General features: G+C 70.3%; 17 protein-coding genes and 1 tRNA gene. 13 read left to right on the top strand and 5 right to left on the bottom strand.

Annotation, left to right across the window (positions count from 1 at the left end; translation table 11 throughout):
* Positions 1 to 5 precede the first annotated feature (5 nt).
* Together OG210_RS12485 and OG210_RS12480 are read left to right on the top strand one after the other, a co-directional pair.
* Complete coding sequence (locus OG210_RS12485; protein WP_371536364.1) at positions 6 to 491, top strand: TadE family type IV pilus minor pilin; 486 nt, start codon at positions 6 to 8, stop codon at positions 489 to 491.
* The gene (locus OG210_RS12480) at positions 488 to 997 is read left to right on the top strand and encodes an Rv3654c family TadE-like protein (RefSeq protein ID WP_328329575.1); all 510 of its coding nucleotides are present in this window, start codon (positions 488 to 490) and stop codon (positions 995 to 997) included. The genes OG210_RS12485 and OG210_RS12480 overlap by 4 nt, the downstream gene beginning before the upstream one ends.
* Here the strand turns inward: OG210_RS12480 and OG210_RS12475 are convergent.
* Entirely contained in the window at positions 897 to 3,416 is a 2,520-nt protein-coding gene (locus OG210_RS12475; protein WP_328329577.1) for a DEAD/DEAH box helicase, read from the bottom strand. The two genes, OG210_RS12480 and OG210_RS12475, sit on opposite strands and share 101 nt — an antisense overlap.
* A 79-nt stretch (positions 3,417 to 3,495) precedes the next feature.
* On the opposite strand from OG210_RS12475, the gene OG210_RS12470 reads away from it, so the two are divergent.
* From OG210_RS12470 to OG210_RS12420, 11 genes are all read left to right on the top strand, one after another.
* The gene (locus OG210_RS12470) at positions 3,496 to 3,849 is read left to right on the top strand and encodes an STAS domain-containing protein (protein WP_003967428.1); all 354 of its coding nucleotides are present in this window, start codon (positions 3,496 to 3,498) and stop codon (positions 3,847 to 3,849) included.
* A gap of 84 nt (positions 3,850 to 3,933) precedes the next feature.
* On the top strand, positions 3,934 to 4,398 hold the full coding sequence (locus tag OG210_RS12465) for an ATP-binding protein (RefSeq protein WP_328329579.1): 465 nt from the start codon (positions 3,934 to 3,936) through the stop codon (positions 4,396 to 4,398).
* Positions 4,399 to 4,782: 384 nt separating this feature from the next.
* Positions 4,783 to 7,188, top strand: coding sequence for a sodium-translocating pyrophosphatase (locus tag OG210_RS12460; RefSeq protein ID WP_328329581.1), 2,406 nt, complete (start codon positions 4,783 to 4,785; stop codon positions 7,186 to 7,188).
* A gap of 291 nt (positions 7,189 to 7,479) precedes the next feature.
* Complete coding sequence (locus OG210_RS12455) at positions 7,480 to 8,049, top strand: small secreted protein (protein WP_371536352.1); 570 nt, start codon at positions 7,480 to 7,482, stop codon at positions 8,047 to 8,049.
* 149 nt (positions 8,050 to 8,198) lie between these two features.
* Positions 8,199 to 9,710, top strand: a complete 1,512-nt coding sequence (locus OG210_RS12450; protein ID WP_371536349.1) for a methyltransferase — start codon at positions 8,199 to 8,201, stop codon at positions 9,708 to 9,710.
* A 171-nt stretch (positions 9,711 to 9,881) separates the two neighbouring features.
* Complete coding sequence (locus OG210_RS12445; RefSeq protein WP_328329587.1) at positions 9,882 to 10,079, top strand: hypothetical protein; 198 nt, start codon at positions 9,882 to 9,884, stop codon at positions 10,077 to 10,079.
* 367 nt (positions 10,080 to 10,446) lie between these two features.
* A complete protein-coding gene (gene topA / locus OG210_RS12440; RefSeq protein WP_328329589.1) occupies positions 10,447 to 13,299 on the top strand; it encodes a type I DNA topoisomerase in 2,853 nt (950 codons plus the stop codon).
* Positions 13,300 to 13,505: 206 nt separating this feature from the next.
* The gene (tmk, locus tag OG210_RS12435) at positions 13,506 to 16,832 is read left to right on the top strand and encodes a dTMP kinase (RefSeq protein WP_328329591.1); all 3,327 of its coding nucleotides are present in this window, start codon (positions 13,506 to 13,508) and stop codon (positions 16,830 to 16,832) included.
* 255 nt (positions 16,833 to 17,087) lie between these two features.
* Positions 17,088 to 18,299: a DNA polymerase III subunit delta' gene (locus tag OG210_RS12430; RefSeq protein ID WP_371536345.1), complete on the top strand. Its 1,212-nt coding sequence runs from the start codon at positions 17,088 to 17,090 to the stop codon at positions 18,297 to 18,299.
* An 89-nt stretch (positions 18,300 to 18,388) separates the two neighbouring features.
* Positions 18,389 to 19,957, top strand: coding sequence for an alpha/beta hydrolase (locus OG210_RS12425; RefSeq protein ID WP_328329595.1), 1,569 nt, complete (start codon positions 18,389 to 18,391; stop codon positions 19,955 to 19,957).
* 97 nt (positions 19,958 to 20,054) lie between these two features.
* Positions 20,055 to 20,128: transfer RNA gene (locus OG210_RS12420), tRNA-Thr, on the top strand.
* A 158-nt stretch (positions 20,129 to 20,286) separates the two neighbouring features.
* Here the strand turns inward: OG210_RS12420 and OG210_RS12415 are convergent.
* The 4 genes from OG210_RS12415 to OG210_RS12400 form a co-directional block, all read right to left on the bottom strand.
* Complete coding sequence (locus OG210_RS12415) at positions 20,287 to 21,180, bottom strand: peptidoglycan-binding protein (protein ID WP_328329597.1); 894 nt, start codon at positions 21,178 to 21,180, stop codon at positions 20,287 to 20,289.
* A gap of 97 nt (positions 21,181 to 21,277) precedes the next feature.
* Positions 21,278 to 21,541 (bottom strand): hypothetical protein, encoded by a 264-nt coding sequence (locus OG210_RS12410; RefSeq protein ID WP_328329599.1) that lies wholly within the window; start codon positions 21,539 to 21,541, stop codon positions 21,278 to 21,280.
* Positions 21,528 to 21,863 carry a hypothetical protein gene (locus OG210_RS12405; RefSeq protein ID WP_371536342.1) on the bottom strand — a complete coding sequence of 112 codons (336 nt, stop codon included), beginning with the start codon at positions 21,861 to 21,863 and terminating at the stop codon, positions 21,528 to 21,530. Before OG210_RS12405 ends, OG210_RS12410 begins: the two co-directional genes overlap by 14 nt.
* 188 nt (positions 21,864 to 22,051) lie before the next feature.
* Positions 22,052 to 22,915 (bottom strand): peptidoglycan-binding protein, encoded by an 864-nt coding sequence (locus tag OG210_RS12400; RefSeq protein ID WP_371536340.1) that lies wholly within the window; start codon positions 22,913 to 22,915, stop codon positions 22,052 to 22,054.
* Between the last annotated feature and the right edge of the window lie 60 nt (positions 22,916 to 22,975).

Raw genomic sequence — 22,975 nt, 5'->3', positions numbered from 1 at the left:
CGGTCGTGAGCGGGCCGGCCGGGAAGGGTCCGGCCGACCGGGGGTCCGTTTCGGCCGAGGCTGCCATGGTGATTCCGGCGCTGGTGCTGTTCACGATGGCGTTGGTCTGGGCTCTGACCGCAGCAGCCGCCCAGATCCAGTGCGTCGATGCGGCGCGGATCGGTGCGCGGGCGGCTGCCAGGTCGGAGCCAAGGGCGGCTGCGCTCGCCGCCGCACGTTCGGCTGCCCCGCGCGGCGCGCACGTCACGGTGGACCGAGCGGGGGAGCTGTGGCGGGTCCGGGTGGAGGCGCCGACGCCGGGACCCGGCTCCCTCGCGCTGACACTCAACGCGGAAGCGGCGGCGCTCGACGAGGGAGAGGTGAGCGGCCCCAGCGACGCCAACGGCCTTGGCGGCCCCAGCAGCGCCAACCGCCCGATGGACCCCGGCCATGCCGGGACGGCGAACCGCCGAACGCGGGCGTGGCCCGACGGCTCGGCGGTGCGGACATGAGGAGGTTCAGGGGACGTCTGAACGACCGCGGCTCGGCGACGGTGTGGGTGGCCATGGCGATGACCTCCCTCTGCGTGGTCTTCGCGGCCCTGCTCGCTATGGGCCAGAGCGTGGCGTCCCGTCACCGTGCTGGTGGTGCCGCCGATCTGGCAGCCCTGGCAGCCGCGGACCGGGCGCTGCAGGGGCAGGGCACGGCGTGCGCTGCGGCGGTGAGGGTGGCCGGGGCGCAGGGGGCCAGGGTGGTGCGGTGCACGGTGAGGGGTGAGATCGCCGATGTGACGGCCGAGGCGCGGTTCGGGCCGTATGCGCCGAGGGTCAGAGCGCGGGCCGGTCCACCGGACGGAGCGGGCCAGGTCGCCGCCCTTCCCGGCCCGGCGCTGCCGCCCAGGCCGCCGCCTCCGTCGCCTATGACTCCGCCGCCGGGCGGTCCCCTGCCTCCGCCGCCTCCGGACGGCTCCCTCGGTCGGGCGAATCGCTGGCAGGAGCTTCCCGGAGAAGTTCCGTGAGGAGGCGTACGGCGCCTCGTTTGTGGAGCGGGTCGTTGCCGTTGCCGCATTTCGGGGACTGGATGCAGGAGGGGCAGCCCGCTTCGCACTCGCAGGAGGAGATGGCTTCCCGGGTCGCGGTGAGCCACGCGCGGGCTGTGTGGAAGGCCCGTTCGGCGAAGCCGGCCCCGCCGGGGTGGCCGTCGTACACGAAGACCGTCGGCAGCAGGGTGTCCGGGTGCAACGGGATGGAGACGCCTCCGATGTCCCAGCGGTCGCAGGTTGCGAAGAGCGGCAGCATGCCGATGGAGGCATGTTCGGCGGCGTGCAGGGCGCCCGCCAGCTGTTCCGGATTGATCCGGGCGGCATCGAGCTGGTCCTCGGTGACCGTCCACCACACGGCTCGCGTGCGCAGGGTGCGGGGCGGCAGGTCGAGCTTGGTCTCGCCGAGCACCTCCCCGGTGATGAGCCTGCGTCGCAGGAAGGAGACGACTTGATTGGTGACCTCGACGGATCCGTAGCAGAGCCGCCCGGTGCCCCAGGGGATTTCGGTGTCGGTCTCCAGGACGGCGATGGCGGTGGTGTCCCGTGCAGTGGTCGAGTACGGCGGGCCGGCCTCCTCGACCAGGGCGGCGGAATCCTCCAGATCCAGGTGCTTCACCACATAGGTGCGTCCCTGGTGGAGGTGGACGGCGCCGTCGTGGACGGTGGTGTGCGAGGACGCCTCGTCGACCGTGCCGAGCAGCCGTCCTGTGCCCGCCTCGACGATCTGGACGGGCCGTCCGCCCTCGCCCCGGATGTCGGTGAGGTCGGCTGCCCGCTCCCGCCGGGTCCAGTACCAGGACTTTCCCCGCCGGCGCAGCAGTTTCGCGGTCTCCAGCTGTGGCATCAGCCCGGCGGCCGCCGGGCCGAAGAGTTCCAGATCGGATGCGGTCAGCGGTAGTTCCGCTGCGGCCGCGCACAGATGGGGGGCGAGAACGTACGGGTTGTCCGGGTCCAGGACGGTGGACTCCACTGGCTGCTGGAAGAGGGCCTCGGGGTGATGGACCAGGTAGGTGTCCAGCGGATCGTCACGGGCCACCAGTACGGCGAGGGCGCCACCACCGGAGCGGCCGGCACGGCCCGCCTGCTGCCACAGGGACGCCCGGGTGCCGGGGTAGCCGGCGATGACGACGGCGTCCAGCCCCGAGACGTCGATGCCGAGTTCCAGGGCGGTGGTGGCGGCGAGGCCGAGCAGTTCGCCGGAGTGCAGGGCGGCTTCGATGGCGCGCCGCTCCTCGGGGAGGTAGCCGCCCCGGTAGGCGGCGACGCGGGAGACCAGCGAGCGGTCGACCTCGGCGAGACGTTCCTGGGCGATGACGGAGATGAGCTCCGCGCCGCGCCGGGACCGTACGAAGGCGACCGAGCGGACACCCTGCACGGTCAGATCGGTGAGGAGGTCGGCGGTCTCGGCAGTGGCGGTACGGCGTACGGGAGCGCCCTGCTCGCCGTGGAGTTCGGTGAGCGGTGGCTCCCAGAGGGCGAAGACCAGTTCGCCACGGGGAGAGGCGTCGTCGGCCACCTCCTGCACGGGAAGGCCGGTGAGGCGGCCCGCGGTCACGGCGGGCTCGGCCGCGGTGGCGGACGCGAGGAGGAAGACCGGGTCGGAGCCGTAACGGGCGCAGAGGCGGCGCAGTCTGCGCACCACCTGGGCCACATGAGAGCCGAAGACGCCCCGATAGGTGTGGCACTCGTCGATGACCACGTACCGCAGAGCGCGCAGGAAGGAGGCCCAGCGCGGGTGGGAGGGCAGGATCCCGCGGTGCAGCATGTCGGGGTTGGTGAGGACGTAGTTGGCGAACTGACGTACCCATTCGCGTTCTTCGACGGGTGTGTCCCCGTCGTACACGGCCGGTCTGATGCCGTGGCCGAGCGGTTCGGCGAGCTCCCTGAAGGAGCGTCGCTGGTCGGCGGCCAGGGCCTTGGTCGGAGCGAGGTAGAGGGCAGTGGCTCCCCGTCCGTTGGGCGCCTCCGACCCGTCGAGGAGAGCCGAGAGCACCGGCGCGAGGTAGGCGAGCGACTTGCCCGAAGCGGTGCCCGTGGCGATGATCACAGACTCGCCGTCGAGCGCGTGCTCGGCAGCTGTGGCCTGATGGGCCCATGGATGTTCGATGCCGCGTGCCCGAATGGCGGCAATCACTTCAGGTCGGATGCGATCGGGCCAGACGGCATGGCGCCCCGCACGCGGGGGCAGGTGCTCCGTATGAGTGATGCGCGAAGCCCGACTCTGCCCTGCGGAGAGACGTTCGAGTATCTGCCGTGGACCGGGTCGTGCACCCGTGTCCCCGGGGGGTCGCCCGGTGCGGTGATTCTTGGCCATCGGTACCGAGTGTGTCACTGGCATGACGGACAATGGGCTCAAGGCGTCGTGCACGCCTGCTGGTAAGTGATTGAATGCCATCGCGGCTGGCGATCCGTTCCCTGGCTCCGCCGGGGAGACCACGTGGGCGGCCGCTCGATAGCAAGGTGCTGGAGGATCCGTGGACCTGTCCCTGTCGACTCGCAATGTGTCCGGGCCTGGTGGCGACCGTACGGTCGTCGAGGTCGGTGGCGAGATTGATGTATATACCGCGCCCAAGCTGCGCGAGCAGTTGGTCGAGTTGGTGAACGACGGCAGTTACCACCTGGTCGTCGACATGGAGGGCGTGGACTTCCTCGACTCCACCGGACTCGGCGTGCTCGTAGGCGGCCTGAAGCGCGTGCGTGCCCATGAGGGCTCGCTGCGCCTGGTCTGCAACCAGGAGCGCATTCTCAAGATCTTCCGTATCACCGGTCTGACCAAGGTGTTCCCGATCCACACCACGGTCGATGAAGCTGTCGCGGCAACCGACTGACGGCTCCGGAGGAAGAACGCAGGGGTACCGGGCTCCCAGCCCGGTCCCCCCGAGAAGCACGCCCGTACGTCTGAGGGGGATCGCATGGCCACCGTTGAACTCCGTTTCAGCGCCCAGCCCGAACATGTGAGGACGGCTCGCCTGGTGGCGGCCGCCGTAGCACGCCGGGCCGGGGTCGATGAGGCTGTGCTGGACGAAGTGAGACTCGCGGTCGGCGAGGCGTGTTCCCGTGCGGTAGGTCTCCACCGCGGCAACGGCATCGCGGCCCCCGTCCGTGTCGTACTGATCGAGGAGGAGAAGTCCTTCTCCATCGAGGTCGGGGACGAGGTGCCCACTACGGGCGGCGCGGCCTCCGCGGGTTCCGGGGCGCACGACGCTCCGGCCGTGGGGGGCGCCGAGCCGTCCGTTGACGCGTCCGCGGACGGCGAGGACGAGATGGGCCTCGCGGTCATCAGCGGTCTCGTCGACGATGTGGAGGTCACCTCCGGCGAGTACGGGGGAGTCATCCGCATGACGTGGCCGACGACATCGGCAACGGCGCAGCCCTGACCCGGATCCTGCCCTGACCGGCCTCCTGCCCTGGGGGTCTTGCCCCGATCGGGGTCCTGCCCTGAACTGACCGGGATTCTGCTCCGGTCAGGAACTCGCCCTGAACCCTGACCGGGATCCTGGCTGCTGACTTCTCCGTTCGGATCTCTGATCCTTTTTATCGGCCCTGCTGAGCAGGGCCTTTTTGCTTTTCTTGATCCTTGAGTCGTATTGCGGGCCGTAGCATGCGTCCCATTGAATGCCTCTGCCCCATTACTTTCCCTTTGCGTCCCCGGGCAGGTTTATTCAGGCAAGGTTCAATTCCGTTTACCACGCACTGTTTTGATCAGGATCCGCTCCCTACAATCCGTCCACATCTTGAGCTCTGAGCGTCAAGGAGGACGAATGGCGGGGCTCCTCAACCCACAGCAGTCCGAACACTCCATATCCCTCGCAGCCGCGGCACTCACCGACGGCAACCGGATCATCGTGATCGTCATCGCCGTGGTGGCGCTGGCGGCCCTGCTCGTCGCCCAGCTGCTGGTACGTCAGGTGCTGGCCGCCGGCGAGGGCACCGAATCCATGAAACAGATCGCGGCAGCCGTGCAGGAAGGCGCGAATGCCTATCTGGGCAGGCAGTTGCGCACACTCGGCATCTTCGCCGTCGTCGTGTTCTTCCTGCTCTTCCTGCTGCCGGCCGACGACTGGTCCCAGCGCGCGGGGCGTTCAGCCTTCTTCCTGGTCGGCGCTCTTTTCTCGGCAGTCACCGGATACATCGGTATGCGGCTCGCCGTAAGAGCGAATGTGCGCGTGGCGGCAGCAGCCCGTGAAGCAACTCCTGGGGAAGGTGAGCCGGAAAAGGATCTCACCGCTGTCTCGCACAAAGCAATGAAGATCGCTTTCCGTACGGGCGGCGTGGTCGGCATGTTCACGGTGGGCCTCGGTCTGCTCGGTGCTTCCTGTGTCGTCCTCGTCTACGCGGCCAACGCGCCCAAGGTGCTTGAGGGCTTCGGACTGGGTGCCGCGCTGATCGCCATGTTCATGAGGGTCGGCGGCGGCATCTTCACCAAGGCCGCCGATGTCGGCGCCGACCTGGTCGGCAAGGTGGAGCAGGGCATCCCGGAGGACGACCCGCGGAACGCCGCGACCATCGCGGACAATGTGGGTGACAACGTCGGCGACTGCGCGGGCATGGCCGCCGACCTCTTCGAGTCCTACGCCGTCACGCTCGTCGCGGCCCTCATCCTCGGCAAGGCCGCCTTCGGGAACTTCGGGCTCGCCTTCCCCCTGATCGTTCCGGCGATCGGCGTGGTCACGGCGATGATCGGCATCTTCGCGGTCGCCCCGCGGCGCTCCGACCGCAGCGGGATGTCCGCCATCAACCGCGGATTCTTCATCTCCGCGGTGATCTCCCTGGTCCTGGTGGCCGTGGCGGTCTACAGCTATCTGCCCGGTTCGTACGGTGACCTGGACGGTGTCACCGACGCGACGATCCGGGCGCACAGCGGTGACCCGAGGATGCTCGCCCTGGTGGCTGTCGCCATCGGTATCGTCCTGGCCGCCCTCATCCAGCAGCTGACCGGGTACTTCACCGAGACCAGCCGCCGTCCGGTCCGGGACATCGGCAAGTCCTCGCTCACCGGCGCCGCGACGGTGGTGCTCGCCGGTGTCGCCATCGGGCTCGAATCCGCCGTCTACACCGCGCTGCTCATCGGGCTCGGTGTGTACGGCGCGTTCCTGCTCGGCGGTACGTCGATCATGCTCGCCCTCTTCGCGGTGGCCCTGGCCGGCACCGGGCTGCTCACCACCGTCGGTGTCATCGTCGCCATGGACACCTTCGGCCCGGTCTCCGACAACGCGCAGGGCATCGCGGAGATGTCCGGCGATGTCGAGGGCGCGGGCGCCCAGGTGCTCACCGACCTGGACGCGGTAGGCAACACCACCAAGGCCATCACGAAGGGCATCGCCATCGCGACGGCGGTGCTCGCGGCCTCGGCGCTCTTCGGTTCGTACCGTGACGCCCTTGCCACCGCGGTCGACGACGTACACGCCAAGGCGGGCGAACTCGGCCTGAGCATGGACATCTCCCAGCCCAACAATCTGGTGGGCCTGATGTTCGGCGCCGCGGTCGTCTTCCTCTTCTCCGGGCTGGCCGTCAACGCGGTCTCGCGGTCGGCCGGATCCGTGGTCTACGAGGTCAGGCGGCAGTTCCGCGAGCATCCCGGGATCATGGGCTACACCGAGAAGCCCGAGTACGGCCGGGTGGTCGACATCTGTACCAAGGACGCCCTGCGCGAGCTGACCACGCCGGGTCTGCTCGCGGTGATGGCACCCATCGCGGTCGGTTTCACCCTCGGGGTGGGGGCACTCGGCTCGTTCCTGGCGGGTGCGATCGGGGCCGGCACCCTGATGGCCGTGTTCCTCGCCAACTCCGGTGGCGCGTGGGACAACGCGAAGAAGCTCGTCGAGGACGGCCACCACGGCGGCAAGGGCAGTGACGCCCACGCGGCGACCGTCATCGGCGACACGGTCGGCGACCCGTTCAAGGACACGGCGGGCCCGGCGATCAACCCGCTGCTCAAGGTGATGAACCTGGTGGCGCTGCTGATCGCGCCCGCGGTGGTGAAGTTCAGCTACGGCGACCACGCCAGCGCTCCGGTGCGTGCCGTGGTGGCGACGGTCGCCATCCTGGTCATCGTCGGCGCGGTGTACGTGTCGAAGCGGCGAGGCATCTCCGTGGACGGCGGGGGCGGAGCGGAAGAGGCCGGCGAAATGGCGGGCCCGGCGGTGGTCGCCCAGGACGGTCCGTAGGCAGGCCGCGGGGCAGGTCGTAGGCAGGTCACCAAGAACAGGCCATAGGTCGGTCAGTTCGGTAATGCCCCATCAGACGGGAGGTGGACAGGTCGCGCTGACGGCGTGTCCGCCTCCCGTTGTAGGACCGTCGCAATGGCCATCGCACGGCTCCGCCCCGTGAGCCTTGTCTCTCCCATTCGTCTTGGTGCAAATGGCCTCAATGCGGTAAAAAACGGTCTTACGATACGCGAATGTCGCCCACTTGGCGTGTAAGTTCCGGGGCCGAGAGCCTTGGAAGGGACCAATCCGGTGAACAAGAAGCTTGCTGCCGCACTGTCCGGCGGTGCGGTACTGGTACTGGCGTTGTCGGGCTGCAGCGACAGCAGCAGCAACAAGACGAACGACTGGGCCAAGTCGCTCTGCGGCGACATCGGGCCTCAGCTGACGAAGATCAACAAAGCCAACCAGCAGATCACCGCCGTGGCGGCGGACGGCAAGCCCGCGGACATCCAGAAGGCCGACTCGGCCGCGTTCCAGGATCTGTCCTCGGCCGACGCGGCCATCGCCGCCGACCTCAAGAAGGCCGGCCCGCCGCCCGTCGACAACGGGAAGCAGATCCAGCAGAACGCCATCACCGAGCTGAACGCCAACTCGAAGGCTTACGCCGACCTGAAGAAGCAGGTCGACGCGTTGAACGTCAAGGACCAGCAGAAGTTCTCCGACGGCCTCAAGAGCGTCGGCGAGAACATGAAGAAGATCAACGAGACCGCGTACAAGAAGCTCTTCTCCGGCGAGACGGGCAAGGCGCTGCTCAGCCAGGACGCGTGCAAGGTCGCGACGTCCTCGCCGTCCCCCACCGTCGCGCCCTCCAAGGCGTAACCCAGCGGGGACTGACGGATCGGCCGGCAACCGCCGATGACGGGAACTCCGACTGCTGTCGGGCGCCTGCCATCGGCGGTTTTCCGCTGTTCGCGTGTCCGCGGGCGCTCGGTGCGGGCGTTGTCAGTGGGAGCAGCCACAATGGGCGGGTGAGTACGACCAGTCTTCCCACGCCCGACCACTCGCCCCTGATCCGCGAGGCTCTGCTCGCCGCCGCCTTCACCGCGGACGGCCTGCTCGACCTGCTCGGCGCACCCGCGTACGCCGCGCTGGCCCGCAGTGAGACCGTGCCCGCCCTGCGTGCCACGCGCGGCGGGACCCCGCTGGAGACGCTGGTGCGGCTCTTCCTGCTCCAGCAGCCCGTCCCCGCCGGGGAGGCGGCGGCCGCGCTGCCGTTGGAGGAGTGCGTTGCCGGCGGCTGGGTGGCGCGTACGGACGGCGGAGTGCGGGCGACGGTGGACGTCAGGCCGTACGGAGGCCCGGAGGGGCAGGACTGGTTCATCGTCTCGGATCCGGGGTGCGGGGTCGGCGGCGCAGGTGGCATCGGCAGCCATGACGAAGGCGTCGTGCTGGGGGTCGGCGGGGCGTCCACCACGCTCGCCGGGATCACCGTTCGTACGCCAGTCGGGCGAGCGCTCGACCTCGGTACCGGATCCGGTATCCAGGCGCTGCACGCCGCGCAGCACGCCACGGGTGTGACGGCAACCGACCTCAACCCGCGGGCCCTCGCCTTCACCCGTCTCACCCTCGCGCTCTCCGGGGCACCCGCGGCGGATCTCCGTGAGGGCTCGCTCTTCGAGCCGGTGGCGGACGAGACGTACGACCTGATCGTCTCCAACCCGCCCTTCGTCATCTCGCCCGGAGCCAGGCTGACCTACCGGGACGGTGGGATGGGCGGGGACGACCTCTGCCGCTCGCTCGTCTCGGAGGCGGGTGCCCGTCTGAACGCCGGGGGATACGCGCAGTTCCTGGCCAACTGGCAGCACGTGGAGGGCGAGGAGTGGCAGGACCGGCTGCGCTCCTGGGTGCCGCGCGGCTGCGACGCGTGGATCGTGCAGCGCGAGGTGCAGGACATCACGCAGTACGCGGAGCTGTGGCTGCGGGACAGCGGCGACCACCGTATGGACCCGGACGCCTACGCCGAGCGGTACGAGGCGTGGCTCGACGAGTTCGACGCCCGCCGGACCAAGGCCGTCGGCTTCGGCTGGATCACGCTGTACAAGTCGGGATCCGACCGTCCGTCGATCCTCGTGGAGGAGTGGCCGCACCCGGTCGAGCAGCCGCTCGGCGAGACCGTACGGGCGCACTTCGAGCGCCGGGACTATCTGCGCGACCACGACGACGCCGCCCTGCTGGCCGGCCACTTCAGACTCGCGCCCGAGGTCGTGCAGGAGCAGGTGGGCATGCCGGGCGCGGAGGATCCCGAGCATGTGATTCTCCGGCAGAACCGCGGTATGCGCAGGGCAACCAAGGTCGACACGGTGGGCGCGGGCTTCGCGGGTGTGTGTGACGGGACGCTCTCCGCCGGGCAGATCCTGGATGCCATCGCCCAGTTGCTCGGCGAGGACCCGGTGGTGCTCAGGGACCGCACCCCGCAGTCCATCAGGACGCTGGTCGAGGAGGGCTTCCTCGATCCGGTGGGCCCGCCCGCGTCGGTCTGACGTGCGCCCGATCCCCGCCGGGTCCCACTGATCCCCACCCGTCCGGGCTCACCTCTCCCACGCGTTCGCGCCCACGCGTTCGCGCCCACCGTTCACCCGTCGTTCGCGCCGGTGTCGTCCCGGGGTGCCAGCCTCACCGTCCTGGAACTCGGGGGACGGGATGGTACGGACATGGAGAGCGCGCCCGCGGTCTTCGCCGGAACGGCATTCGCACTGTTCGGGGGCGCGCTGCTGCTGTGGACCGGGGCGCGGACCCGCCGTGGTGCGCCGGTGGCAGCGGGGGTGAATCCCACGCGGGCCCTCACCCTGGCGGTGGCGTTCGGTGTGGCTTCCGTCGCCCTGGGCGTGTGGTGCTTCACCCGCCTCTGACGCGCCTCGGAGGCTGCGGCCTAAACGGCCTTCCCGCAGCTCCCCGCAGCACCTCCGGTACGGGGTCGGGTACCGCCTCCGACACGGGATCCGGTACAGGTTCCGGAATCGGTCGTACCGGCGCATGGACGCACTCATCAGCCCACCCGCCGAGGCGTCGGCGGGAGCTGCGCATGGGCGTCCCGGAGGGGTGTGAGCGAAGTCCCGGGTGGGGCAGTGGGCCGATCCGGGCGGCAGAAATGGCGGTAGTCGGGTTACCGTTCCAGTGGCCGTTGCGGGCTTTTGCCGTTTAACACGGGGACGGGATGTACCGTCACACTCCGCAGCGAGCATGACCACCGAGTGCCGACCGGAGAGAAGAGCCACGTTGTCCCCGACCAGCGAGACCGCACACGGCGGCCGCCGACTCGTCATTGTCGAGTCGCCCGCCAAGGCGAAGACGATCAAGGGCTACCTCGGCCCGGGTTATGTCGTCGAGGCGAGCGTCGGGCACATCCGCGACCTGCCGAACGGTGCCGCTGAGGTACCCGACAAGTACACCGGCGAGGTGCGCCGCCTCGGGGTGGACGTCGACAACGACTTCCAGCCCATCTATGTCGTCAACGCCGACAAGAAGGCGCAGGTCAGGAAGCTCAAGGATCTCCTCGCGGAGTCCGACGAACTCTTCCTCGCCACCGATGAGGACCGCGAGGGCGAAGCCATCGCGTGGCACCTCCAGGAGGTCCTGAAGCCCAAGGTCCCGGTCCACCGGATGGTCTTCCACGAGATCACCAAGGAAGCGATCAGGGCCGCCGTCGCCAACCCGCGCGAGCTCAACAAGCGCATGGTCGACGCCCAGGAAACCCGCCGGATCCTCGACCGTCTGTACGGCTACGAGGTCTCCCCGGTCCTGTGGAAGAAGGTCATGCCGCGCCTCTCGGCCGGCCGTGTGCAGTCCGTCGCCACCCGGCTCGTGGTCGAGCGGGAACGCGAGCGCATCGCTTTTCGTTCTGCTGAGTACTGGGACCTCACCGGTACGTTCTCCACCGGCCGCCAGGGCGACGCCTCCGACCCGTCGACCCTCGTCGCCCGGCTGAACTCGGTGGACGGCCGCCGGGTCGCCCAGGGCCGTGACTTCAACTCCACGGGACAGCTCAAGAGCGACGTCCTGCACCTCGACGAGGCCAATGCCCGCGCGCTCGCCGCCGCGCTGGCCGACTCGGCCTTCGCCGTGCGCTCGGTCGAGTCCAAGCCGTACCGTCGCTCGCCGTACGCCCCGTTCCGTACGACGACCCTGCAGCAGGAGGCCAGCCGCAAGCTGGGCTTCGGTGCGAAGTCGACCATGCAGGTGGCCCAGAAGCTGTATGAGAACGGCTTCATCACCTATATGCGTACGGACTCCACGACTCTCTCGGACACCGCGATCGGCGCGGCCCGTGCCCAGGTCACGCAGTTGTACGGCAGCGACTATCTGCCGGACAAGCCGCGCACGTACGCCGGGAAGGTCAAGAACGCGCAGGAGGCGCACGAGGCGATCCGTCCCTCGGGCGACCGGTTCCGTACACCTGCCGAGACCGGTCTCTCCGGTGACCAGTTCCGGCTGTACGAGCTGATCTGGAAGCGGACCGTCGCCTCTCAGATGAAGGACGCGGTCGGCAACTCCGTCACCGTGAAGATCGCGGGCACCTCGTCCGACGGCCGGGTCGCCGAGTTCTCCGCCTCCGGCAAGACGATCACCTTCCACGGCTTCATGAAGGCGTACGTCGAAGGCGCCGACGACCCGAACGCCGAGCTGGACGACCGCGAGCGCAGGCTGCCGCAGGTCGCCGAGGGCGACGCGCTCTCCGCCCAGGAGATGACCGTCGACGGCCACTCCACCAAGCCGCCGGCCCGCTACACCGAGGCGTCGCTGGTCAAGGAGCTGGAAGAGCGCGAGATCGGCCGTCCCTCGACCTACGCGTCGATCATCGGCACGATCCTCGACCGCGGCTACGTCTTCAAGAAGGGCACCGCGCTGGTGCCCTCCTTCCTCTCCTTTGCCGTGGTCAACCTGCTGGAGAAGCACTTCGGGCGGCTCGTCGACTACGACTTCACCGCACGGATGGAGGACGACCTCGACGGCATCGCGCGGGGTGAGTCCAAGTCCGTGCCGTGGTTGAAGCGGTTCTACTTCGGTGAGGGCGACGCGGGCACCGGCCCGGCGGCCTCCGCCGGGAACGGCGACGGCGACCACCTCGGCGGTCTGAAGGAGCTCGTCACCGACCTGGGGGCCATCGACGCCCGGGAGATCTCGTCCTTCCCGGTGGGCGAGGGCATCGTGCTGCGGGTCGGCCGGTACGGCCCGTACATCGAGCGCGGTGAGAAGGACTCCGAGAACCACCAGCGCGCCGACGTCCCCGACGACATGGCGCCCGACGAGCTGACCGTCGAGTACGCCGAGGAGCTGCTCGCCAAGCCGAGCGGCGACTTCGAGCTGGGGGCCGACCCCGAGTCGGGCCACCAGATCGTGGCGAAGGACGGCCGGTACGGCCCGTATGTCACGGAGATCCTCCCCGAGGGCACCCCGAAGACCGGCAAGAACGCGGTGAAGCCGCGGACCGCCTCGCTCTTCAAGTCGATGTCCCTCGACACGGTCACGCTGGCCGAAGCGCTCAAGCTGATGTCGCTGCCCCGGGTGGTCGGCACGGACGCCGAGGGCGTCGAGATCACCGCGCAGAACGGACGGTACGGCCCGTACCTCAAGAAGGGCACCGACTCGCGCTCCCTGGAGACCGAGGACCAGCTCTTCAACATCACGCTCGACGAGGCGCTGGCGATCTACGCCCAGCCCAAGCAGCGCGGGCGCGCCGCGGCCAAGCCGCCGCTCAAGGAGCTGGGCACGGACCCGGTCAGCGAGCGTCCTGTCGTCGTGAAGGACGGCCGGTTCGGCGCGTACGTCACGGACGGCGAGACGAACGCGACGCTGCGGACCGACGACAGCGTCGAGGACATCACTCCCGAGCGCGGTTACGAACTGCTCGCCGAGAAGCGTGCCAAGGGCCCGGCGAAGAAGAAGACGGCCAAGAAGGCTCCGGCGAAGAAGACGGCGGCGAAGAAGACGGCGGCCAAGAAGACCACCACGGCCGCGAAGAAGACCGCCGCGAAGAAGACCACTACGGCGGCGAAGAAGGCTCCGGCCAAGAAGGCGCCTGCCAAGAAGGCCACGCGGAAGTCGGGCGCCACGGCCTCCGGCGACGAGTAGGAACGAATAGCCGGAGCTGGTGAACCACGTGATGCGGTGAACCGGTGTGCTGTGCACCGGAGTCCGGGATCGTCGCGGTCCGGGTGGGCGGGAGCCCGGTGAATCGAATGGCCGGTACGGCGCGTGCGGGATGGGCGCGGCGTACCGGCCGTCCAAATGTTCGGGGGGCCCGGCAGCGATTTGACCCTTCCGGATAGGCTGGTCGGATGACGCGAGCCGAGCAGCCAACGGTCGTGAGCCCTACCTCCGACGAACTAGCCGCAGACTCACGCGAGCGCGCCGTCCGAGCCCTGTTGCGCATCCCCCCGCTCCGGCGGTTGTGGAGCGCCCAGCTCGTCGGCAATATCGGCGATGCCCTCGCCCTTCTCGTGCTGCTGCTTCTTTCGTTGCAGGCGGCGGTCTCGCAAGAATCCTTCGGGGGCGGGTACCGCGGTGCCGCCTTCGCCGTAGCCGCCGTATTCGGCGCGCGGGCCCTTGCCACCTTGCTCTTCGGCGCCGTACTGCTCGGCCCGGTGGCCGCGCTGACCGCGCCGAACGGGCCACTCGACCGGCGCTGGACCATGATCGGCGCGGACGGCCTGCGGGTCGCGCTGCTGATCATCGCCCCGCTGTGGGTCAACTGGACCCCGGCCAACGCGCCTGCGGCGCTCCTGGCCACGGTCTTCGTGGCGGGCGTCGCCGAACGTTTCTGGTCGGTCGCCAAGGAGAGCACCGCGCCCGCGCTGCTGCCGAAGCCGCCGCCCGAGAGCGTCGCGGTGCGGGGCCTGCCCGACCACCTCGAAGCGCTGCGCAGGCTCTCGCTGCGCACAGCCTTCCTCGCCATTCCGGTGGCCGCCGCCGCACTGCTGGTCGTCACGCTGATCAGCAAGCTGCTGGGCTCGGGCATCGACTGGTTCTCACTGCACCAGGCAGCGCTCGGCTCCTATGCCGCGGCCGGCCTCTTCGCCGCGTCCGTTTCGACGCTGTACTTCCTCGAACTGCCCGACGGCCAGACGCCGCGCGCCCGTTCCCCGCTGGAGGGGCTGCGCCGTCCGGCGGGTGCCAACGGCCCCGACAAGGGCCGCACGGGCACTGTCCCGCTGCTCGTCCTGGCGGCCGCCGCGGTCGCCGGAGCCATCGCTTCCGCCGTTGCCGTCGCCGTACTGGACGCGACCGACCTGGACGGCGGCCCGCTCGCCTTCGCGCTGCTCGTCCTGGTCCTGACCGGGGGCACGGCCGCCGGTATCCGTACGGCCCCCAAGACCCTCCCGGGTCTCTCCCGCCGCAGGCTGCTCGCCCTGGCGATCATGCTGACCGGTGCGGCGCTGCTGGTGATGGGCCTGGTCCCGGACACCGCGACCGTCGTCCTGATCGCCGCACTCGCCGGCTGGTCGGCCGGTGTCGCGGCGAACACCGCGCACACGCTGATCGACCAGGAGACCGAGGACAGCAGGCGGACCCGGACCACCGAGCACCTCCAGGCGGTCGTACGGGTCGCTGTCGCGCTGGGCGCGATCGTCGCCCCGCTGGTCGCGGCCCTGATCGGTCCGCACCACCTCGGCAACGGCAGTTTCGTCTTCGCCCACGGCGGTGCCGCCTTCACCCTGATGCTGGTCGGTGCGCTGCTGCTGCCGGTGGCCGCGCTCGTCCTGGTCAAGGCGGACGACCGTACGGGCGTACCGCTGCGCCACGATCTGCGCGACGCGCTGCGCGGCGGCGCCGACCCGGTCCAGGCCCCCGCGGCGACCGGCTTCTTCCTCGCCCTGGAAGGCGGCGACGGGGCCGGCAAGTCCACCCAGGTCGAGGCGCTCGCCGAGTGGATCCGCGCCAAGGGCCACGAGGTCGTCGTCACCCGCGAACCGGGTGCGACGCCGGTCGGCAAGCGGCTGCGTTCCATCCTGCTGGACGTCGCGTCGGCCGGTCTCTCCAACCGCGCGGAGGCGCTGCTGTACGCGGCCGACCGCGCCGAGCACGTCGACTCGGTCGTCCTGCCCGCCCTGGAGCGCGGAGCGATCGTCATCTCCGACCGCTACATCGACTCGTCGGTGGCCTATCAGGGCGCGGGCCGTGAACTGGCGCCGACCGAGATCGGCCGTATCAACCGCTGGGCGACCGGCGGCCTCGTACCGCATCTGACGGTGCTGCTCGACGTCTCGCCGGAGGCCGCGCGTGAGCGCTTCACGGAGGCGCCCGACCGGCTGGAGTCGGAGCCCGCGGAGTTCCACCAGCGGGTACGGGCCGGGTTCCTGACGCTCGCCGCCGCGGACCCCGGCCGCTATCTGGTGGTGGACGGGGCGCAGGAACCGGAAGCGATCACCACGGTCGTACGCCACCGTCTCGACCAGTTGCTCCCGCTCTCCGAGGCCGAGATCAAGGCCCAGGCGGAGGCGCGGAAGGCTGCTGAGGAAGAGGCCCGCAGGAAGGCCGAGGAGGAAGCGGCCCGCAAGGCGGAGGAGGAGCGGCTGGAGCGCGAGCGCCAGGCGCAGCTCGCGAAGCTCCGGGCCGAGGAGGAGGAGCGCAAGCGCCGCGAACTCGAAGAGGCGCGGCGGCGCGAGGAGGAGCGCCAGGCCGAGGAAGCGCGCCGTCAGGCCGAGGAGGCCAGGCGGCTCGCCGAGGAGGAGCGGGCTCGCCGCGAGGCCGAGGAGCAGGCGCGGGAGCAGGAGCAGGAGCGGCTCCGCAAGCAGAAGGAAGAAGAGGCGCGGCTCCGCGCGGAGGCCGAGGAGCGCCGCAAGGAGAAGCAGCGCAAGGCCGAGCAGGCGCTGCTCCGGGCCGAGGAGGCCCGCAGGCAGGCCGAGGCGGAGGCCGCCGAGGCGGCAAAGGCGGCGGCGGCTTCGGCCGACAACGAGACGACCGTCGAGACACGGGTGGTGGGCGCCAACGAGGTGACCCAGCCGGTCGAGGTGCGGCCCACGCAGCCGCCGTCGTCCGAATCGGACGAGACGACGGTCATGCCGAAGATCGCGGAGACGCCGGGGGAGTCCGGGACGTCTGGCGCCTCTGGCACGTCTGGTTCATCCCGTACGTCCGGTACGTCCGGTACATCTGGTTCTTCCGGCAGCTCGGGCTCTTCGCGCGCTGAGCAGTCCTCTCGGCCTTCGCAGTCGGAGGGTTCCGGGCGGTCGGATGGCTCCGGGCAGTCGGATGGCTCCGGGCGGTCCGCTCGGTCCGCCGGTCCTTCGTGGGCCGCGAGGCCGTCGGACGGGGCCGGTACGGGTTCCGGTTCCGGGGCCGCGGGTTCCACCGGGGACTCGGAGGAGACGACGGTTCTGCCGCAGGCGGACCTGCACGGCGCCACCCCCGCGGACCGGGTGCCGCCCGGGTACTTCCGGGACGAGCACCCCACGCAGTCGCACCGGACACCGCCCGAGAACGCGAACGAGCGCACCCGCGAGCTGCCGCAGATCGATCCGGACCGCCCGCGCCGCCGCTCGGACTGGGCGGAGGAGACTCCGCTGGACGACCTGCCCTCGCTGGCGGACGAGCTGCTGGGCTCGGACCATGAGAACGAGGACTACGACAACAGGGGCAGAGGCCGGGGCAAGGGCCGCAGCTGACTCACCCCCGCGGGCCCGGAGGACACCACTGTCCTCCGGGCCCGCGGTGCTGTTGTCGGCCGCCGCCGGGAGGCCGGAGGCCCACGGGACAGGACCGTGCTGTCAGACCCCTGCGCCACAATGGAAACCGCACCGCAGCACGGCAGGAATCGCGCAGCGCCACGGCGCGGAAGCCGGCCCAGAAGGACCGGTAAGAAGAGCAAGAAGAGCAAGACAAGAAGAGCAAGAAGAGCAAGAAAAGAGGGGGGCGACCGCATGCCCGTATGGGACGACCTCGTCGGCCAGGACCGCGTCCAGACGCAGCTCGCCGCCGCCGCCCGTGACGCCGACGCGCTCGTCACCGCCCACACTGAGCGCACCTCCACCGACGGCATGCCGAAGTCGGCCATGACGCACGCCTGGCTGTTCACGGGCCCGCCCGGATCCGGCCGGTCCACCGCGGCCCGTGCCTTCGCGGCGGCCCTCCAGTGCGTCAGCCCGGACCGCGCGCTCGGTGGAGTCCCTGGCTGCGGTTTCTGTGAGGGCTGCCACACCGCCCTCGTCGGTACGCATGCGGATGTCGAGGTCGTCCGTACGGACCAGCTCTCGATCGGCGTGAAGGAGACCCGCGAGCTCGTCCGCCGAGCTCAGCTCTCGCCGGCGGTCGGCCGCTGGCAGGTCATCGTCATGGAGGACGCGGACCGCCTTACCGAGGGCGCGGGGAACGTACTGCTGAAGGCCGTCGAGGAGCCCGCTCCCCGTACCGTGTGGTTGCTCTGCGCGCCGTCCCTGGAGGACGTGCTGCCGACCATCCGCTCGCGCTGCCGCAATCTCACCCTCCGCACACCGCCCGTGGAGGCGGTGGCCGACATCCTGGTCAGACGGGACGGCATCGAGCCACAGGCGGCCATGGACGCGGCCCGTGCGACGCAGGGCCACATCGGCAGGGCCCGCCGTCTCGCCACCGACGAGCGCGCCCGGGCCCGGCGCGCCGCCGTGCTCAGGATGCCGCTGCGCGTCGAGGAGATCGGCGGCTGCCTGAAGTCGGCGCAGGAGCTGATCGACGCCGCGACCGAGGACGCCAAGGAGGTCGCGGAGGGGACGGACACCAAGGAGACCGAGGACCTGAAGGCGGCGCTCGGTGCGTCGGCCGGCGGGCGGATGCCCCGGGGCACGGCAGGGGCGATGAAGGAGCTGGCCGACCGGCAGAAGCGCCGCTCGACCCGTACCCAGCGCGACACCCTCGACCTCGCGCTGACCGATCTGACCGGCTTCTACCGGGACGTGCTGGCGCTCCAGCTGCGCTCCAAGGTGGCCATCGCCAATGAGGACGTCAGGGACTCGCTGGACCGGATCGCGCTGAGCTCCAGCCCGGAGAGCACCCTGCGCCGTATCGAGGCGATCACCGCCTGCCGTCAGGCACTCGACCGGAACGTGGCACCGCTGCTGGCGGTCGAGGCGATGGCGGTGTCACTGCGCGCGGGCTGACCCGGCGGGAACGGTCTGCGTGGATTGACGGCTCACTCGTACGGGCCGGAAAAGAGGGGCTTCCGCCGGGGCCGGACTACGCTCCGGGAATGGACTTCAGGCGTCTGCTCTCCACTCCGGTCACCGCGCTGGCCATGGCCGGTCTGCTTGTTTCGGGCTGCTCGTCGGGGGGCTCGGCCTCCAGCGCGTCGCAGGCCGGCGCTTCGGCGTCCGGCGCCGGTCAGGCCGGGGCTACGACGTCCGCACCGTCGGTGGATCTCGGCAAGTACTACAGCCAGAAACTGACGTGGCGCTCCTGCGGTGCCCCCGGATTCCAGTGCTCCACGATGAAGGTGCCGCTCGACTACACCAAGCCGTCGGACGGCGACATCAAGCTTGCCGTCTCCCGCAAGAAGGCCACAGGCCCCGGAAAGCGGATCGGCTCCCTGCTGGTCAACCCGGGCGGGCCGGGAGGCTCAGCGATCGACTACCTCCAGGGGTACGCGGGAATCGGCTACCCGGCGGCGGTCCGTGCCCGCTACGACATGGTGGCCATGGACCCGCGCGGGGTGGCCCGCAGCCAGCCCGTCGAATGTCTTACGGGCAAGCAGATGGACACCTACACGGAGGTCGACCAGACCCCGGACAACTCCGGGGAGACCAAGAAGCTCACCACATCGCTCAAGGACTTCGCGCAGGGCTGCGAGAAGCACTCCGCCAAGATCCTTCCGCATGTGTCCACGGTCGACGCCGCCCGTGACATGGACATCCTGCGCGGAATCCTGGGGGACAAGAAGCTGAACTACGTGGGCGCCTCGTACGGCACCTTCCTCGGCGCGACGTACGCGGGACTCTTCCCGAAGCGGGTGGGCCGGCTGGTCCTGGACGGTGCGATGGACCCGTCGCTGACGTCACTGCAGATGAACCGCGACCAGACCGCGGGCTTCCAGACCGCCTTCAAGTCCTTCGCAGCCGACTGCATCAAGCACAAGGACTGCCCGCTCGGCACCACGTCCATCGCCGACGCCTCACACCGGCTGGAAGCCTTCTTCTCCCGCCTGGACGCCAAGCCGGTTCCCACCGGCCAGAGCCGCAAACTGGGGGAGTCGCTCGCCACGACCGGCGTGATCTCGGCCATGTACGACCAGACATCCTGGCCCCAGCTGCGCACGGCGCTCACCCACGCGATGGCGGGCGACGGCGCGGGCCTGCTCGCGCTGTCCGACTCGTACTACGAGCGCGACAGCAAGGGCAAGTACGCGAACCTGATGTTCGCCAACGCCGCCGTGAACTGCCTGGACCTGCCCCCCGCCTTCAAAAACCCCGCAGCCGTCACCAAGGCCCTGCCGTCCTTCGAGAAGGCGTCCCCGGTCTTCGGCAGGGGCTTCGCCTGGGCGGCCCTGAACTGCTCGTACTGGCCGCTCCACGCCACCGGCACTGCCCACCGCATCACGGCGAAGGGCGCGGCCCCGATCGTGGTGGTCGGCACGATCCGCGACCCGGCGACCCCGTACAAGTGGGCGAAGTCCCTGGCGGCCCAGCTCGACTCCGGCACGCTGCTCACCTTCAACGGCGACGGCCACACCGCGTACGGCCGCGGCAGCAGCTGCATCGACACGGCGATCAACACGTACCTCCTGGACGGCACCCCGCCGAAGAACGGCAAGGAGTGCTCCTGACCTGCACGGAGTGGCCCTTCCGGGGGCTGTCAGGAGCACCCCCGGAAACTGTGTAGACTTGGCGTCGCTGCTGACCGCACCATGGTCAGGACGGCGTGCCGCCTTAGCTCAGTTGGCCAGAGCAACGCACTCGTAATGCGTAGGTCTCGGGTTCGAATCCCGAAGGCGGCCCGGATTAACCCCAGGACTCACTCGCCGTGACCTGGGGTTTCTCTATGTCCCGGCCAACTCGCCGAGCAGTACGTCGGCAAGGGGGCGGCCCTGCGGAAGCTCCCCCACCCCCCCCGGGCTCTCACGGCAGTCTCATCACCGGCTCACCGGCTGTCCGCTCACGAGGATGCCGGGACCCGCAGGGCCTTCCAGGAGGCGGCGCCCGGCCAGCCGTCCGCGTCGGTGCCGGTGTAGCCGAGCTTGCGCTGCCACTTGGCGTACGAGGCCCGGTCCGCGTCGGTCCACTGGGGGCCCGGGCCCGAGCGGTAGGCGGAGCAGCCCTCGGCGGTCAGACGTCTGCCCATCGCGGTGACGATGGCTGACTTCGGGCCCTTCTTGAACCAGTCGGCGCCCGGGAACGGCTGGTGGGCGGTGCCTTGGCCGGAGGAGCCCGATGAGGGGGATCCCGGGGAAGCGCCGGACGCCAGGCGGGTGCCGATCCGGGTGCGCAGGGAGGCCATTGTGAAGCCGACCGGGTCGATCTTGGTGTTGGTCCACTCCTTGTGTCCGATCACCGAGGCGGCGCTCCAGCCGTGGGCCCGGCAGATCGCGGCGGACGCCTTCGTGATGGCAGTGAGCTGGGCCTCCGGCCAGGGGTCCTTGCCGTTGCCGAGGTTCTCGCACTCGAAGCCGTAGAAGTGTGTGTTGCCGTCGGTGCTCTGCTGGTTCGGGGCCGGCAGAGTGTGCTTCTCGGCGATGGTGGCCGCCAGCACGTCCGGGTCACCCGCGCCCGCGTGGTTGGCGCGGCCGTTGCCGACCAGGTGGACGGTGCCGTCCTTGGCGATGACGCCGTGGCAGAGCGGTCCCGGCAGGTCGGAACGGCCGTTGTAGCAGAGGGCCACGGTGGCGGTGGTGCCCGAGGTGACGGTGTGGTGGATCATCACGCCGTTCACCGGGCCCCAGGGGCCCTTCGCGTTGCGGTTGTGGGTGCGCCAGCCGGCGTGTTCGACGACGGTGACGCCTTCCTTCTTCAGAGCCGCGACGAGAGCGTCGGCGGAGAGCGGGGTGGCCATCAGGAATCCTCCGGAGGGGCGGGGAAGTTCGCGGGAAGAGGGGGCGCGCGGGGGACCGCCGCCGTCCGGGAGGACGGCGGCGGCCCGCGGCGGCCGGTCAGTGCGCCAGGACTTCCCACAGAGTGAGGGTGGCGACCGCGACACCGGTGAAGGCGCCGACGCTGGCCAGTGGCCAGCGGGCGCGTTCCAGGGCGTCGAGACGGCTTTCGTGGTCGGCGAGTTGCCGGTCGGTCTGGTCGCTGCGCTGCACCAGCAGTGCCAGGGAACCGTCGGCGCGGGCGAAACCCGCCTCCATGGTTCCCCTGAGCCGCTCCAGCTCGCGGGCGATGGCGACCGGGTCGTTTGCGTCAGTCGACGACATGAGCGGCCGGAGCGGGCGCCGGTGCGGTGAGGGTGTTGGCGGCGTCCAACGCGACCGGTTCGGGCGTGTCCGGTTGCGGCGCGTTCGGCCCCGGCGCGTCCGGGCCCGGCGTGTCGGACGTGGTCAGCCATGCCGGGAGCAGGGACTGTACGGCGGGAACGGCCATCGTGCGGGACAGCAGGCCCGCGACGGTGAGGGCCGCTCCCACCCAGGGCAGCGAGCGGGGCAGGGTCCCGCTGTCGACGAGGGCGGGGAGTGCGATGGCGATCCCCACGGCGGTCTGGACGACCGTGCGCAGGGCGCGGATGGTGGTCTGGGTCATGCGAGCGCCTTTCGCGCGTTGGTGCGGCCGGGCGGGGCCCGGTGGTACGGGGAAGCGCCCCGCCCGGCAGGGAGCAGATGGCGTACGGGACCCCGGGACGCCAAGGGCCCGGCGGTGTACCGGACCCCAGAGGCCCGGCGGTGTACCACCGGACCCCAAGGGCCCGTCGGTGTAACGGACTTCGACCGTCAGGCCGTGTACGGGACCCGCAGGGCGTTCCACGAGGTGGCGCCCGGCAGGCCGTCGGCGTCGGTGCCGGTGTAGCCGAGCTTCTGCTGCCACTTGGCGTAGGAGGCGCGGTCGGCCTCGCCCCACTGCGGTCCCGGGCCGGTCGTGTAGGCGGAGCAGCCCTCGGCGACCAGCCGGCCGCCCATCGCGGCCACGATCGTGGAGTGGGGCGCAGCGGCGAACCAGGCGTCGCCCGGGAACGGCTGGTAGCGCGTGGCGCCCGCGCCCGGTGTGCCGGCCAGCACGGCGGCCACTCGGTTGCGCATCGACGCCATGCTGAAGCCCTTCGGGTCGATCTTCTTGTTGGTCCACTCCAGATGGCCGATGACCGATGCGGCGTGCCAGCCGTGCGCACGGCAGATCGCGGCGGACACCCGGGCGATGGCCTCCAGCTGCGCTTCCGGCCACGGGTCGGAGCCGTCCCCGAGGTTGATGCACTCGAAGCCGTAGAACCGGGCGTTGCCGTCGGTGTTGTCCTCGTCCGGCGCCGGCAGCGCGGTCTCGTTGATCACGGCGGTCAGTACGTCGTCATCGCCCGAACCGGCGTGGTTGGCGCGGCCGTTGCCGACCAGGTGGACGGTGCCGTCCTTGTCGATGACGCCGTGGCAGAGCGGGCCGGGCAGTTCGGAGTCGCCGTTGTAGCAGAGGGCTACGGAGCCGTCGGTGCCGGAGGTGACGGTGTGGTGGATGACGACGCCGTTGACGGGGCCCCAGGGGCCCTTCGTGTTGCGGTTGTGGTTGCGCCAGTCGCCGTATTCGACGATCCGGACGCCTTCGGCGGTCAGGGCGCCGACCAGGCTGTCGGCGGTGAGCGGGGTGGCCATGACGGTGGCTCCTCGGGGTGGGAATCGGGGCGGGGGAAGCAGGGGGCCGGGTCAGGAGAC

It is taken from the genome of Streptomyces sp. NBC_00466 (assembly GCF_041433995.1).
Classification (GTDB): Bacteria; Actinomycetota; Actinomycetes; order Streptomycetales; family Streptomycetaceae; genus Streptomyces.
This window is presented reverse-complemented; position numbering and strand designations above follow the sequence as displayed.